At 67.3% G+C, this 14,986-nt stretch carries 15 protein-coding genes; 10 read left to right on the forward strand and 5 right to left on the reverse strand.

Annotated features, from left to right (window positions below):
- Position 1 precedes the first annotated feature (1 nt).
- From J7643_01655 to J7643_01670, 4 genes are all read right to left on the reverse strand, one after another.
- Positions 2-2,458, reverse strand: coding sequence for a hypothetical protein (locus J7643_01655; protein MBO9539280.1), 2,457 nt, complete (start codon positions 2,456-2,458; stop codon positions 2-4).
- A 203-nt stretch (positions 2,459-2,661) separates the two neighbouring features.
- Positions 2,662-4,005 (reverse strand): DEAD/DEAH box helicase, encoded by a 1,344-nt coding sequence (locus J7643_01660; GenBank protein ID MBO9539281.1) that lies wholly within the window; start codon positions 4,003-4,005, stop codon positions 2,662-2,664.
- Positions 4,006-4,029: 24 nt separating this feature from the next.
- Positions 4,030-4,317: a hypothetical protein gene (locus tag J7643_01665; protein MBO9539282.1), complete on the reverse strand. Its 288-nt coding sequence runs from the start codon at positions 4,315-4,317 to the stop codon at positions 4,030-4,032.
- A gap of 202 nt (positions 4,318-4,519) precedes the next feature.
- Entirely contained in the window at positions 4,520-5,224 is a 705-nt protein-coding gene (locus tag J7643_01670; protein ID MBO9539283.1) for an SDR family NAD(P)-dependent oxidoreductase, read from the reverse strand.
- Between the two features lie 205 nt (positions 5,225-5,429).
- On the opposite strand from J7643_01670, the gene J7643_01675 reads away from it, so the two are divergent.
- From J7643_01675 to J7643_01720, 10 genes are all read left to right on the forward strand, one after another.
- On the forward strand, positions 5,430-6,404 hold the full coding sequence (locus tag J7643_01675; GenBank protein ID MBO9539284.1) for a c-type cytochrome: 975 nt from the start codon (positions 5,430-5,432) through the stop codon (positions 6,402-6,404).
- 138 nt (positions 6,405-6,542) lie between these two features.
- Entirely contained in the window at positions 6,543-7,235 is a 693-nt protein-coding gene (locus tag J7643_01680; GenBank protein MBO9539285.1) for a response regulator transcription factor, read from the forward strand.
- Positions 7,232-8,668, forward strand: a complete 1,437-nt coding sequence (locus J7643_01685) for a HAMP domain-containing protein (GenBank protein MBO9539286.1) — start codon at positions 7,232-7,234, stop codon at positions 8,666-8,668. The genes J7643_01680 and J7643_01685 overlap by 4 nt, the downstream gene beginning before the upstream one ends.
- A gap of 76 nt (positions 8,669-8,744) precedes the next feature.
- Positions 8,745-8,960, forward strand: coding sequence for a hypothetical protein (locus J7643_01690; GenBank protein MBO9539287.1), 216 nt, complete (start codon positions 8,745-8,747; stop codon positions 8,958-8,960).
- A 67-nt stretch (positions 8,961-9,027) separates the two neighbouring features.
- The gene (locus J7643_01695) at positions 9,028-9,321 is read left to right on the forward strand and encodes a helix-hairpin-helix domain-containing protein (GenBank protein ID MBO9539288.1); all 294 of its coding nucleotides are present in this window, start codon (positions 9,028-9,030) and stop codon (positions 9,319-9,321) included.
- Positions 9,318-10,604, forward strand: coding sequence for an S-layer homology domain-containing protein (locus J7643_01700; protein MBO9539289.1), 1,287 nt, complete (start codon positions 9,318-9,320; stop codon positions 10,602-10,604). Before J7643_01695 ends, J7643_01700 begins: the two co-directional genes overlap by 4 nt.
- Before the next feature lie 28 nt (positions 10,605-10,632).
- Positions 10,633-10,938: a hypothetical protein gene (locus tag J7643_01705; protein MBO9539290.1), complete on the forward strand. Its 306-nt coding sequence runs from the start codon at positions 10,633-10,635 to the stop codon at positions 10,936-10,938.
- Between the two features lie 227 nt (positions 10,939-11,165).
- Positions 11,166-11,567 (forward strand): glucose starvation-inducible protein B, encoded by a 402-nt coding sequence (locus tag J7643_01710; protein ID MBO9539291.1) that lies wholly within the window; start codon positions 11,166-11,168, stop codon positions 11,565-11,567.
- A gap of 93 nt (positions 11,568-11,660) precedes the next feature.
- Positions 11,661-12,014: a DUF2795 domain-containing protein gene (locus J7643_01715; GenBank protein ID MBO9539292.1), complete on the forward strand. Its 354-nt coding sequence runs from the start codon at positions 11,661-11,663 to the stop codon at positions 12,012-12,014.
- Between the two features lie 150 nt (positions 12,015-12,164).
- Positions 12,165-13,898, forward strand: coding sequence for a pyruvate oxidase (locus J7643_01720; GenBank protein ID MBO9539293.1), 1,734 nt, complete (start codon positions 12,165-12,167; stop codon positions 13,896-13,898).
- On the opposite strand, the gene J7643_01725 is transcribed toward J7643_01720, so the two are convergent.
- Entirely contained in the window at positions 13,888-14,976 is a 1,089-nt protein-coding gene (locus J7643_01725) for a glucose 1-dehydrogenase (GenBank protein MBO9539294.1), read from the reverse strand. The genes J7643_01720 and J7643_01725 overlap by 11 nt on opposite strands.
- Positions 14,977-14,986: the final 10 nt, after the last annotated feature.

Genomic DNA, 14,986 nt, shown 5'->3' on the forward strand with positions numbered 1-14,986 from the left:
TTTAAGCATGCCCTGTCTGCCCTTGGAGGGCAAGTTCAGGCGCCGGCACGGCGGCGAGGCTGAACCAGAAAGTGCTCCCCTGCTTCAAGGTGCTTTCGACGCCGATGTCGCCTCCGTGCTGCTCGATCAGGGCCTTCGAGATCGCAAGGCCCAGCCCGGCGCCGCCCCGCTCGCGGGTCTGGCTCGCATCCACCTGGAAGAACTTCTCGAAGAGCCGCGGCTGGTGCTCGATCGAGATGCCGATGCCGGTGTCCTGCACCTCGACGCGGACGCCCTCGCTGGAGGCGCGGACCCTGACGCTGACGGTGCCGCCGCGCGGAGTGAACTTGATGGCGTTCCCGACCAGGTTGAGCAGCACCTGCCCGATCCGACGGCCGTCCATGGGCAGGTACAGTGGGTACTCCGGCAGCTTGGCTTCGAGCGTCAGGCCGGCGGCGAGAGCCTGCGGGGTGAGACTCTCCAGCTCGGTGCGAATGACCTGCGCGAGATCCGTCTCGGCGATCGCGAGCTTGAGCGTGCCGGCCTCGAGGCGGGCGAAGTCGAGCATGTCGTCGATGATCCGCGCCAGGCGCTTGCCGCCTTCCTGGATCTGGGAAACGTACTCGTGCTGGGTGGGGCTCAGGGGACCGCCGAATTCCTCTTCCAGGAACTCGGCGAACCCCAGGATCGAGGCCAGGGGCGTGCGCAGCTCGTGGGAGGCCGTGTTGAGGAAGTCGCGCTTGAGGTGGTCCAGCTCGCGAAGCTCGGCGTTAGCTTGCTCCAGCTCTTTGGCGCGCTGGATGGCCTCGGTGTAGAGCTGGACGCTGCGATAGGAGAGGCTCAATTGCTGGCTCAGGTTGGCGAGCAGGGCGCGCGCGCTCCGGCTGTAGGGCAGATCCGACTTCGCCGGCCCGATGATCAGGCACCCCACCCGTCCCTCTTGGTTGAGCAGCGGCAAGAGCAGGGCCTGCGCGAACGGCCCGATGTCGCGGGGCGCCGGCGAGAGGCGGGCCGGGGCCTCCAGGACCTCGCGCACGGCAAGGTGATCCGCTTGAAGGAGGGTCCCGAGGGGGAGGTCGTGCCCACGGCTGTCGGCGATGACGAAGCCCTTGGTCTCGGTCGAGGCGCGGAACAGCACCGCCAGGTAGCGAGGCTGCAGGGCCAGGGTGATGAGGTCGCCGTATGCGGCAAGCAGGGTCTGCGGGTTCCGGGTCGTCCGCGAGAGCAAGCCGAAGTGCTCGGTCAGCGCCTGGAGGTCGAAGCCGGGGCGGTAGAACGAGCGATCCACCAGGCGCTTCAGGCCGTCGCGCAGGGGCAGGATCACGATCGCGATGGTGGCGGTGATGACGAGGCCCGCCAGCCTCGGATCGCCGCCGATCAGCCAGTCGGCGAGCGCCGCGAGGCTGACGTAGAGGAGCGCGAGCAGGCTGATGACGAGCGAGTAGGTGATCGTCCGCTTGATGAGCCCTTCGATCTCGAAGAGCTGGTGGCGCAGAATGGCGTAGGCGATCGCGAGCGGGAAGCTCGCCAGGCCGAGCGAGATCGCCTCGGGGTGCAGGAGGCTGCGCAGAACCCCGGCGCTCTCCAGCACGACGATCAGGCCGATGGGGAGGAAGGCGAAGACGCCGCCCCAAAGCAGGACGCGCCCTTGGCGCCGCTCGCGGGGTGAGCTGCCGGGGCTGCGCAGGGTCCAGATGACGCTTGCGGGCAAGGCGAGCACCCCGATGAACGCGGGCACGCAGAGGAGCCGGATGGCCACGAGCTGCTGCCCCCCGAACCAGAGGGGCAGCATGGCGGCGATCGAGAGCGCGCCGACCCCGGCGTTGGCGAGCGGCAGCCATGGATGACGATCCAGCACGGGCCAGCGGCGCGGCAGGTGCATGGCCAGGTTCAGGCTCAGTGGGCCGAAGAGGGCAAAGGGGATCATGCAGCCCAGGCTACCGAGCAGGTAGGTGTTGCCCGACTCGAAGGCGCTGACCAGGATGAGGGCCGAGCAAACGCTGTAGAGCCAGTGCGCAACGCTCAGCGGCTGGCGCGGGCTGAGCTTGGAGACGGTCGCCCCCACCAGCAGGTGCAACAGCCCCATCAGCCAGAAGAGCAAGGGATACCGAAGCCAGGCGCGCAGCGGATAGCGCTGGGTGGGGATGGTGACCCGGAATTTCTCGTGCTGAGCGCTTCGGGCCTTTCGCTCGACCTGATAGGTCAAGGGGGTGCCGAGCGGGCGTGCTGCGGTGTAACGGTTTAGCCAGGGCCCCGAAACCACGGGGTGGCCGTCGACATGGGTGATGCGATCGCCCGAGCTAAGCGTCCGGGTGGCGTCCGGCAGGATCACTGCGCCAACCGTGTTGTCCTGTCGCAGGGTGAAGCCCGGATAGAGGCGGTCGATCCAGGGCAGTTCGAGGATCAAGCAGTAAACGCTGTAGGCCAGGACCAGGGTGATGGTTGCATAGAACCCGACGGTCCGAACCCGGTGACTCAACGTATTTGACCTCGTGATGAAGCTGTGGTGAGGGGCCATTATCGCACGGCGAGGGTGAGGGATGGTGAGGTTTTTACAGGGATTTAATAAAATACTTAAGCCTGGTTAATCTACGAGGGTTAGCGAGCAGGAACTCGCTCATTCCTGCGACACACGACAAGGCCGGCCGCGAGAAACCTCGCGGCCGGCCTTGTCATGTGGATTTAACGTCTGCGGGCGGGCTGCTCCGACGCCTGGGACTGGCGGTTTCGGCCACCCCCCTGGCCCGAGGCTTGAGCTTGCCGGTTCCGGTCGCCACCGTGCCCCGAGGTCTGGGACTGCCGGTTACGGCCGTTTCCTTGCCCGGTTGCCTGGGCCTGACGATTCCGGCCGCCGCCCTGGCGCGGCGCGCGGGCGGGTTCGGCCTCCGCGGCCGGATCGGGAGCCGGCAGGCGCGACAGGTCGAGCGGGAAGGGCTCGCAGGCGATCTTCTTCTGGATCACCTTGAAAGTCGCTTCGCCGTCGGCCGTCACCATGATGACGGTCTTGCCCTCGCTGCCGTTACGGCCGGTGCGGCCGCTGCGATGGATGTAGGTCTCGGCGGTCGTCGGCACCGCGTAGTGGAAGACGTGGCTGACGCCCTCGATGTCGAGGCCGCGCGCGGCCACGTCGGTCGCCACCAGGGTCCGAATCTCGCCGGAACGGAAGCGATCGAGCATGGTGTTGCGGGCGTTCTGCGACATGTTGCCGTTGAGGAAGCCCGCCTTGATGCTCGCCCGCTGCTCCAGCTTGAGAGCCAGGCGCTTGGTCTCGTGCTTCATCTGGGTGAAGATGATCGCCCGATCCGGCTGCTCGTCCTCAAGCATGGCGATGAGGGCGTCGAGACGCTGCTCGGGCTTGAGGCGCAGGTAGTAGTGGCTGATCTCGCGGGGCGAGACCTCGGCCTGCTGCACCAGCTTCACCACCGCGGGGTCCTTGAGGTGCTTGTGGGCGATCGCCTCGATCTCCTTGGGCATGGTCGCCGAGAGGATCAAGGTTTGCTGCCGCTGGGGCAGGTGGCCCATCAGGTGCTCGATGTCGCGCCGGAAGCCCATGTCGAGCATCTGGTCGGCTTCGTCGAGCACCAGGATCCGCACCCGGCCGAGGTTCAGGGTGCCGCGCTGCAGCAGGTCCTTGAGGCGGCCCGGGGTGCCGACCACCAGGTCCACCCCCCGACGCACGGCCTCTTCTTGCCGGTTGAGGCTGACGCCCCCGTAGATGGGGAACACCTTGAGGCTCCCCATGCTCCCGATCGAGGCGATCGCCTCGCAGACCTGGATCGCAAGCTCCCGGGTGGGCACGACGACCAGCGCCTGCGGGTACCCCTTGGGCGCGAGCAGCGACAGCAGCGGGAGCCCGAAGGCCAGGGTCTTGCCCGAGCCGGTCTTGGCCTGGACCAGGGCGTCACGCCCGGCCAGGACCAGCGGGATGGTGTGCTGCTGAACGGGGGTGGGGCGCTCGAAACCGAGCGCCTTCAAGCCCCGCTGCACGGCCGGATGGAGGTCAAACTCCTCGAAATGAGCGGTCAAGCTGGTTCCTTTCGTCCGGCCGCGTTATGCGCGGGCCTTGGGCTGGAAGCAGTTGCGGCACTGCACCGGCTTGCCGGCGGTCGGCTCGAAGGGCACCGTGGTCTCGATGCCGCAGGTGCTGCACACGGCCGGGAACATGGGGCGCGCAGCGCCCGTGCTGGGACCACCAGCCGTAGCGCCAGCCGCGGGGGCCGCCGCGGGGCTCGGAGCCGGACGCGAGAAGCGGCGAGCGGGCGACGCCTTCTTCTTGTGGAGCTTCGCGTACTCGAGGTTGCGCTTGGCCTTTTCAGCCTTGGTCGAATTCTTGCCCATGGTCGGTCTTCCCCCTTCTGAACGGGCAGCCGTAGCCGCGTGGCCAGGCATCCCGCAAAAAGAGAGTCCGCGCTGTTAAACGCAGACTCTCCACTTTTAACAATCGTATGGTCGCGACTGAGCAGAGCCTCGTCGCTTAATATGCTTTTCTTATAATAGCAGGAGCGGGCGCCCTCGGAAAGAGGTAAGCCGCTTGGTGTCGTTATTGGAGTCGCAGGACCTCGCCCGAGACGGCCTGCGCCTCGGGGCTCATCAGGAAGGCGATCGTATCGGCCACGGCCTCGCGCGCCACGGTGTTGGGGGCGTTTTCGCCCAGCATCGCGACCATGTCGCCGGTCCGGATGGTGGTCGGGGCCACGGCGTTCGCGCGGACCACGCCGCGCTCCTCTTCGGCCACCGCGCGCATCAGCTTCAGAACAGCGCTCTTGGAGGCCGCGTAGGCCGAGATCTCGGGCGCGCTCGATTCGAGCAGGGCTGCGACCGAGCCGATGTAGACGATGGAGCCCTCGGCGTTGCGCAGCATCGGCAGGAAGAAACGGGTCGCATGGTAAGCGGTCGTCGCATTGAGGGCGAACATGCGGCCCCAGACCCCCGGGTCGCTCTCGCGCACGGGGCCGCTCATCTCGAAGCCACCCGCGACGTTCACCAGCCCGTCCAGGCGATCGCCCGTGAGCGCGCCGACCTCGGCGGCCACCCGCGCGACCTCATCGGCGTTGGTGAGGTCGCATTCGAAGGCCGTGACGTCGTGCCCCTCGCCCCGCAGCGACGCGAGGCAATCGGCGGCCTCGTCGTGCCGGTAGACGATCGCGATCACCTTGGCGCCTTGCGCCCCAAAGGCCCTGACGACGGCCTCTCCCAGTTGGCCGACGCGGCCGACGCCCGTGACGAGAATCGTGCGTTGCTTCAAGTCTTCCTCCGTATGGTGCGTGATGATGCCTGAAGGCACCATTTTGCGCCAACTCGCCATGGAGATTCAAGCGCGCATGGCGTATGACAAATTTTCGGACGATTGCTTTGAGGTAGTGTAGATGAGCGCGGCCTGGGTACACCAAGTATGCAAGCGAGCAAGGGCTCCCAGCTGCGGGGCTCTCCCAATATGGAGGAGAACCAACGTGTCGATGATGCAGGCTTCTGCCAAGCGCAAGCTCAAAACTTTCGCCCGCCTCGGCGTCCTGAGCGCGAGTGTTGCGGCCGTACTCTCCGGATGCGCCCTCTTCAAGGCCGCACAGCGGCCCCCCGAGAGCGTGACCGTCGCGAAGACCCCCGAGCGAGTCGCGCGTGGGGAATACCTGGCCACCACCGTCATGTCGTGCGTCGGCTGTCACAGCCCGCTCAGCGAGTCCCACGGGCTGGTTCCGGGCAAGGAATGGTCCGGCGGCCGCTTGTTCGGCAAGGCGGACGGTTTGCCGGGCAACATCTACTCGACCAACCTGAGCTCGGATCCCGAGACGGGCCTCGGCTCGTGGACCGACGGCGAGATCCTGCGCGCCATGCGCGAGGGCGTGAGCAAGGACGGGACGGCGCTCTTCCCCTTGATGCCCTACCCGGGCTACCACCAGATGAGCGATGAGGACGCCCATTCCATCGTCGCTTACCTGCGCACCCTGCCTGCGCTCAAGGCCTCGCACCCCAAGCGCGAGCTGGATTTCCCCTTGAGCCTCATCGTCAACACCATCCCCAAGCCCCTCGAGAAGCCGGTGGCGCCGCCTGCCGCCGATCCGGTCAGCCGCGGCAAGTACCTGGCTACCATGGCCAGCTGCACCGATTGTCACACCCCCATGGAGAAGGGCCAGCCCGTCATGGAGAAGTACTTCTCGGGCGGCAACAAGTTCACCGAGCACGGCCACACCGTGGTGGTCTCGAACATCACCCAGGACAAGACCACGGGCATCGGCGCCTGGACCGACGCGCAGATCGAGCGCGCCATCCGCTTCGGCCAGCGGCCGGACGGCCGTATGCTGAGCCCCATCATGCCCTGGATGGCCTACAACCGCATGAGCAACGACGACATGAAGGCCCTCATCCAGTACCTGCGCACGGTCCCGGCCGTCTCCAGCGAGAAGCCCAAGACGACCGCGCACTCCTAGCGCTGACGAGTGGCACCGGGCGCTGCGTCTCGAGCAGCGCCCGGTTTGCTTTGAAAGCGCCGCCTCGCGGGACAAGTTGCCGCTCGCTGGCATGGGGCGTATCATGCCGCCAGATGCGCCCGATGGAGGAGTGTCCCCATGGAAACCAAGCCCGCTCGCATCCTCCTGGTCGAGGATGAGCCGAACATCGCGGAGTTCATCGCCACGATCCTTCGCGCCGAGCACTTCGAGGTCAGCGTGGAGCGCGACGGGATGCGCGGTATGATCGCGGCCTACCAGACCAGTCCCGACCTGGTCATCCTCGATCGGATGCTGCCGAACCTGGACGGCCTCGAGCTCTGCCGGCGCCTGCGCAAGACCTCGGACGTCCCGATTCTGATGCTGACGGCCCTGGACAAGCCCTCGGATCGGGTGGAGGGCCTCAACAGCGGGGCCTCGGATTACCTGCCGAAGCCCTTCGACCTGGACGAGCTGATCGCCCGGGTCAACGTGCAGCTTCGCGCGCGCAACGGCCGACCTAGAACCTTCCACGCGCTCGGGGATCTGACCCTCGACGAGAGCACCCGCGAGGTCTTTCGCGCTGAGCAGCGCATCAACCTCACCGCCAAGGAGTTCGACCTGCTCACCCTCTTCTTGCGCCACCCGCGCCAGTTGCTCACCCGCCAGCAACTGCTGGACGGGGTCTGGGGACAGGACTTCTACGGGGAGGACAACGTCCTCGAGGTGTACGTCCACTACCTGCGCACCAAGATCGAACGCAAGGGCTGGTCGAAGATGATTCACACCGTGCGGGGGGTCGGTTACCTGATCAAGCCGGGCGAAGCCCCTTGACCATCCGCCTGCGCCTGACCCTGCTCTTCGCGCTCTTGCTCTCGATCATCGGCCTGGTGCGGATCGGCGCGGTCGTGGGGGGCGTCTCGGAAACGCTCTACCGCTTGGCGCGCACGGACGCCGAAGTCCGCTTGCAGCAGGTCCAGAACTACCTGAGCGACCTGCATGTGGAGCGCACCCAGAAAGGGGCCATGCGGCTCGACTTGCGTTCGAGCGAGGCCTTGATCCGGGCCTTCTCGGACGACGGCCTCTACGTGCAGATCGCAGGCCCGGACGGGCGCCCTCTGAACAAGAGCCCGAACCTCGGCAACCAGCAGTTTCCCCTGCCGCCCGTCGCGGGCTTCCGTGAGATCGACCTGCCCCTGCCCCACCTCTTCTACTCGCCGCGCATCCTGCTGGTCACCCGCCCCTTGCTGCTCGCAGGGAAGCAGGTGGGCTGGATCCAGGTGGGTTATCCGCTCGAAGAGATCAAGCGGACCCTGCACGAGTTCAGGACCTATGAGCTCGCCGGATGGGCCTTCGCTCTCCTGCTCGCGCTGGGGGTCGGGTATCTCTTCGCCGGGCGCGTCCTGGCGCCGGTTTCGGCCATCACCGACGAGGTGAACAGCTGGATGCCGACCGATATTCACCGGCGTTTGCCCGTGGGCGGCGCCCGGCGTGACGAGCTCGGCAAGCTGACCCAGACCTTCAATCGCCTCTTCGACAGGCTCCAGGCCTCCTTCGAGATGGAGCGGCGCTTCGTCGCCGACGCCTCGCACGAGCTCAAGAGCCCGCTGACCGCCATCCGGGGCCATTTGCAGCTGATCCAGCGCCTGGGGGCGGCCCGTCCAGAGGAGTGCGAACGCTGGGCCGGGACGGCGATCGCGGAGGTGGACCGCCTCTCGCGCCTGGTCAACGATCTGCTGGTGCTCGCTCGCACGGACGAGGGCCTGCACGCCGCCGATTTCGCCCCACTGGATCTCGGGCAGCTGCTCAAGGGGATCGCCGACCATTACGAGCCCCTCTTTCCGAGGCTCGCCGTGCGAGCGCCCATCCCGGAGCTGTGGGTCGTGGGCAGTGACGATCGCCTGAGGCAGGTGCTCGTCAACCTCATCGATAACGCCCTCAGGGCCACTCAGCAGGGCGGGGAGGTCCGCCTGTCGCTCGAAAGCGAAGCGGACGAGGCGATCCTGCGCGTTGCCGACGCGGGGGTGGGCATCGCCCCTGAGGCGATCGCAAAGCTCTTCGATCGCTTCTACCGGGTCGACGACGCGCGCAGCCGCGACTCGGGCGGCAGCGGGCTGGGCCTCGCCATCACTTCGGCCATCGTGACCACCCACGGCGGGACGATCCAGGTCGCGAGCGAAGTGGGCAGGGGCACGACCTTCACGGTCCGGCTGCCGCTCTCTAAGCATTCTCTAAGCAAACTCTCAGCTTCCGAGCGCGTATCGTAAGCCTCCTCTTAGCATGCCGTGGCACGATGGGCCTTGTAGGACAGACGCCCTGTCCCCTCATCGGAAGGAGTGCCACGTGAACCGTCGTTTTGCTGCACTGATCGTCCCTGCGCTCATGGCATCGGTCTTCGTCTCGGCCCCTGCAATCGCCAAGCCGGTCCCCGTGGCCAAGGTGAGCGCCGTGAGCGCCAAGCATGAGGCCCACAAGGCCACCAAGTCGGTCAAGAAGAAGGCCCACAAGGCAAAGGTACACGGCAAGAAGCACCGGAAAGTCGCCCGCGCCGCCAAGTAGGAGCCGGACCGGCAGGCGGATGCCCGAGCGGGCATCCGCCTGATCGATTGGATGCTGGAGCCTCGTGATGAAGCGTTGGCAATCGACATATGCCGTGCTGGCGACGCTGGGCATGACGACCCTCCTGACGCCCACCGCCCCTTCCTGGGGAGCACACCCCTCTCGCTCGGCCGAGACACGGCCGACCATCAGCCTGAACGCGGCGACCAGCCGAGAGCTCAGGCAACTGCCGGGAATCGGCGAGCTCATGGCGCAGCGCATCATCGCGGCGCGACCGTACCGCTCGCTCGACGACCTGCGCCGCGTCAGCGGCATGACCCCCAAGCGATACACGAAATTGAAGGACAAGATCAGGCTATGACCCCCTTTGCTCGAACCCGCCTCCTCCTCGCCTCGACGGGGGTTGCCGCTGCCGTGGCGCTCTCGTCCTCGCCCGCTTTCGCCGGCCCCGCTTCGGACACCTTCAAGGACGTGCCGATGGGGCACTGGGCCGAGCAGGGCGTGCTCGAGGTCGCGCTCAAGCGTGACCTGATGAAGGGGGATGCCGACGGCTTCTTCCGTGGCAACGCGCCCTTCACCCGCTACCAGTTCGCCGAGAGCCTCAAGGTCCTCATCCGCGAACTCGAAGCCCTCTCCAAGACCTCATGGCGCGCGCCCCGCGCGGGGGCTGCGCCCTTCGTCTTCAAGGACGTGCCGGCAGGCGAGGCGCGGACGAACCTGCTCACCCTCGCCAATGACTACGGCCTCTTCGCCAACATCCCCGACGTGACCTCCTACGCCTTCTACGGCTCCCGGAGCGTCACCCGCTACGAGATGGCGGTCGTGATCCACAACCTCATGCGCCGCGCGGAGGCCCTGGACCTGGTGCGGCCCGCCGGCAAGGGCGAGGCGCGCTTCAGCGACATGGATTCGCTCTCGTGGGCCTACGAGGAGGTCCTGGGGGTGTCCTCGCGCTACAAGGTGATGGTCGGCTTCCCGGACGGCTCGTTCCGCGGGCCGGAAGAGCTGACCCGCTACCAGTACGCCCAGGCGATCGGCCAGACCTTCCCCATGATCCGCGCCCTCGTCACCCGGACCGCGAGCGACAAGCAGGCGGCCGCCCAGGAACGCGATCCGCGCCTGCAGGCCTTGAACCCTTTGCGTCTCGACCTCGCGGCGAGCGTCTTCAACCCGGGGCAGGCGAATGGGGGCACCGACCTCTCGCTGCGCGGCCGCTTCATCGCCTACCCGAGCGGCTGGTTCCTGCTCTCCGAGACCCGCGTCGGGCTGCTTCCCGGCCTGAGCCTCTCCGAGGAGATCGGCGGCATGTGGGCCTTGCCCACCTGGGGCCCCTTCCAGCTCCAGCCCTACCTCGGCGCGCAGGCCATGCTCGGCGGCAACGGCGCCGCCCTGGGCCCCAGCCTGGGGGCGATCGCCCGTTGGAGCCTGCCCAACGACTGGGGCCTTCACGCCAAGGCCGGCGTTTCAAGCATGCTGCTCGGTCAGGCGCCCGGGCAAGCGCTTTTGCACTACGAGCTCGGTGCCGATGCGCCCTTGGTCGGTACGCTGCGGGGCACCGCGGGGGTTGCGAGCTGGGAGGCGCCCGCTACGGCGGGCAAGGACCAGCACCTCGCCGTGACGGCCGGGGTCGAGCTGCGCTTCTAGTTGCGATCGCCCCAAGGCGAGGTGGGCCATGGAAAACGGACAACAGGACAACCGCTGGATGGTCTATCAGTTGCGCTGTTCGGACGGCACCTACTTTGCCGGGGTGACGCGCGACATCGCCAAGTCGCTGGCGCGCCACCAGCGGGGGCAGGTGCGCAAGACCCAAGGGGCCCTGCCCGTCGCCCTCGTCTATTGCCACGAGACGAGCATGGACGGCGCGCCGCACCTGGTCCGGCGCTTGCAGTTCAAGCCCTTCAACGCGATCGATGGCCTGCCGCCGAACGTCGTGCGGCAGGTGCTCGCGCGCCTTGCCCGCGACACGCTCTCCCCATGATCCGCCTGGCTCCCTCGCCGGAAGCCTTCTTTGCCTGTACCGCTACCGCCCAGCCCGCCTTCGCGGGCTGGGCGTGGCGTTTCGTGAGGCCTTACGCCTTGTGGGCACGGACTGGCGCGCGTTGACTCAAGCCCGGCTGAGGACTATGACAGGGGTGTTTTTGTAGGGAATCGACAACGCGCCTGGAATTCGCAAAGAGGCCGGTCGAACCGGCAAAGGAGGGCGTCATGGCTGAGCGCAAAGGTCGGACGGAAAAATCGAGAAAAGAAGGCATGACGGTCCAAGAGGCCGGAAGATTGGGCGGCGAGACCGTCAGGGATGAGCGCGGTCCCGAGTTCTACTCGGAGATCGGCCACAAGGGCGGCGAGGCGGTCAAGGAGAAGTACGGCCCCGAGCACTTCGCCGAGATCGGCCGCAAGGGCGGCGAGACCGTCAAGCAGGAGCGCGGCTCCGAGTTCTATTCGGAGATCGGCCACAAGGGCGGCGAGGCACGGCACGGCCAAGGCGGCGGCGAAAGTCTCGCCGAGCGCGGTCGCAAGGGTGGCGAGACCGTCAAGAAAGAACGCGGCGCGGAATTCTTCTCCGAGATCGGGAAGAAGGGCGCCGAGGCCAGGAAGCGCCAGAAGTAGCGCGCTGGTGGTGCGCCGTTCCTAATCGCTGGACGACCTCAGGCGTCGGGTGCCACCGCACCCGACGCCTGATGGCGAAGAGAGGAGGAGATCATGGCGGAGCGTGAGACGGGCAAGGAGCGGGAGGTCACCTTCCATAAGGGGACGCCGGAAGAGAAGACAGTTACCTTCCATGAGACGCCGCATCACAAGAACGTCGGAGCTCACCGGCCGGGTCATCGCCCCTACGGGGTGACCGCGGTGACGGAGAAGCTCAAGGGGCTGGATTTTCCGGCCTCGAAGCGCGAGATTCTCTCACGCTTCCCCGACGAGGAGGTGCAGTGGTCCAAGGATCGCCGGGTCAACCTGCGGGTCGCCTTCGACCGGATGCCCGAGCGCATCGAGAGCCCGGTGGAGGTGGTCAAGGCCGTTTCGGAGCACCTGGACGAAATCAAGTCCCAGGACTAGGGCGTGGCGAAAGGGCGCCTTGGGCACAACTTCCTGCAAGTTCGCGAATAGATTGAGCGAATGGGCCATCGCCAGGCGGGGGGCGCCTCTCTAGTTTAGAGGCGTGACTCCGACGCCACCCGGCGTCCAGGCCTTCTCGGGGAGGTATGCATGCCCATTTCTCGCTCGCCGCTCGATCAGGTTCGAAGCGGTCTACAGAAGACGACCGGCGAGGCGATCATCGAGACGCTGGTCGACTGGGGCGTCGAGTACGTGTTCGGGATCCCGGGGGACAATGTCGACGGCCTGGTCAACGGCCTCATCAAGCACCGGGACCGGATCAAGTTCGTCTTGGTCCGGCACGAGGAGAACGGGGCCTTCATGGCCACCGCCTACGCGAAGCTGACGGGGAAGCTCGCCGCCTGCCTGACGACGGCGGGCCCCGGCGCCGCCCACCTCACCAACGGCCTCTTCGAGGCCCACCGCGACAAGATCCCCCTCCTGGCGCTGACGGGCAACACCGACTCCTTCAACCTTGGCACCGACCAGAACCAGGAGTTCAACCCCTTTCTGACCTTCGGGGACTGCACCGTCTGGAACGGGGTGCTCGGCGGCAGCCTCAACGCCCGGATCATCACCGCGAGTGCCATCCGTGCCGCCTACGCCCGCAGCGGCCCGGCGCACCTCAGCGTCCCGGTCGATCTGGGGCTCGAGGTTCTGCCCAAGAACGCTCCCCGTGCGGACCACCTCTTCGCCCGCCCCACCCACGCGCCGGATCCCGCGGCGATCGCGAAGGTGGTCGAGATCCTGGACAGGGCCAAGCGCCCCGTGATCTTCATCGGGCGCGGCTGTCAGGGCCTGGAGACGTCGCTGGTTCAACTGGCCGACAAGCTCGGCGCGCCGATCATCAAGGCGCTGTGGGGCAAGGAGGTCGTCTCGGACTTCGACCCCCACGTGCTCGGCGGTCTGGGCCTGATCGGGACCCGGCCCTCGGTCGAGGCCATCGCCGATGCGGACCTGCTCCTGATGCTCGGGACCTCGTTTCCCTACAACGACTTCCTGCCCCACGGCAGCCAGTGCGTGAGCATCCAGATCGACCAGGACCCGTACCAGATCGGCAAGCGCTACCCCGTGACCTTTGGCCTCACGGCCGACCTGCACGCGGCCGTGCCCATGATCCTCAAGGCCTGCCAGTACCACGAGTCTCGCGAGTGGCTCGCCCGCAACCAGCGCTCGCGCGCCGAGTGGAACGCCATGATGGATCGCCAGAGCAGGAGCGATCGCACCCCCATGCGCCCGCAGGTCATGGCCCGGGCCCTCCAGGACTGCGCGGAGGACGACGCCATCATCGCGACCGACTCGGGCGCCAACACGGTCTGGATGGCGCGGAACTTCTTCGTGAACGGGCGCCAGCGCTTCATCGGCTCGGGCCTGATGGGCACCATGCAGTGCGGCCTGCCGTATGCGATCGGGGCGAAGATCGCCTGTCCCGAGCGCCAGGTACTCGCCGGGGTGGGCGACGGGGACTTCGTGATGGGGATGGGCGAGTTCGCGACGGCGGTCCAGTACGACCTGCCCATCGTGGTGGTGGTCTTCAACAACTCCAAGCTGAGCCTCATCAAGTACGAGGAGGCCGTGGCGGGCATCCCCGAGTTCGGGATCCGCTTCCACAACCCGGACTTCGCCAAGTTCGCCGAGGCGTGCGGCGGGTTCGGCGTCCGGGTGGACGATCCGCGCGACGCCCACGACGCGGTGCGTGAGGCCATCGCCTCCGGCAAGCCCGCCATCGTGGATGCGATCGTCGAGCCGAACGAGATCCCCTTCCCGCCCAAGATCGAGCGAGGGCAGGCGACCGGCTACGGCATCGCCTTTTTGCGCGAGATCTTCGCGGGCATCAAGGAGTAGCCGCCACCTCCAGCACGACCTTGACGTCGTCGGGCTCCCGCTCGAAGGCGCGCGTGAGCGCCGAGAGCGGGAGCCTTCGGGTGATCAGCCCTTCGAGCCAGCCGGGGAAGCGCTGCTCGCAGGCGAGCATGTCCGCGATCCCCTGGTCGAAGTCCTGCACGTTGGCGTTGACGCTGCCGAGGACCAGGATGTTCTCGAGGACCATCGTCTGGTTGATGACGTCGCCCGGCAGGGAGATCAGCTGCCTGGAGGGGCTGAGGCCCAGCCGCACGAGGATGCCGTTGCACGAGAGGGCGAGGACCGCCGGAAACGAGAGGCTGCTCACCCCGGTCGCCTCGACGATCACATCAGGCCGCCCGACGCTCGCCGAGAGCTCGCCCAGGCCGTGGTGGGCGTCGGCGTGGTGGAAGCTCGCCCCCAGCGCCTGGGCGAGGCGCGCCTTGGGGTGCTCAGGAGCGACGCGATCCAGCAGGTGCACCTCCAGCCCCTTGAGGCGCAGCACCATCGCCGAGAGGAGCCCGATGGGGCCGGCGCCGGTGACGAAGGCCCGCTCAGGTCGCCAGATGAGGCGCTCTTGGATGAACCAGGCTTCGCGCAGGGCCTTCTCGACGACGCTCAGGGGCTCAAGCAGCACCGCGACCCGGCGCAGGCGCTCGGGGATCCGGACCAGGTACCGGGCCTGTTCCACGTAGGCTTCGGTCGCAAAGCCCGACAGCCCTTTGATCCCGCGCTCGCGAAAGTTGCCGGTCCGGCACATGTCGGGCTCGCCTGCCTGGCAGTTGAGGCAGAGCTCGGGGCAAGGGCGCCGGACGGTCGCAACCACCAGCTCGCCGGGCGAGAACGCGGTGACGCCCTCGCCCAGGTGTGAGACGACCCCCAGGTTCTCGTGCCCGATGACGAGCAGGGACTCTCCCGGCGGCGGCTCGCCGTACTTGCCCTGGACGATGTCGCGGTCGGTGCCGCAGAGCCCGACTTCGAGGACCTTCACCTGCACCTCGCCCGGGCTCGGCTCGGGAGGCGCGACCTCGGCGAGGTGCAGGCTCTGGGGCTGGTTCGCGAGGACGACGACGGCCTTCATGACCTCTCCT

It is taken from the genome of bacterium (assembly GCA_017744355.1).
Lineage (GTDB): Bacteria > Cyanobacteriota > Sericytochromatia > S15B-MN24 > UBA4093 > JAGIBK01.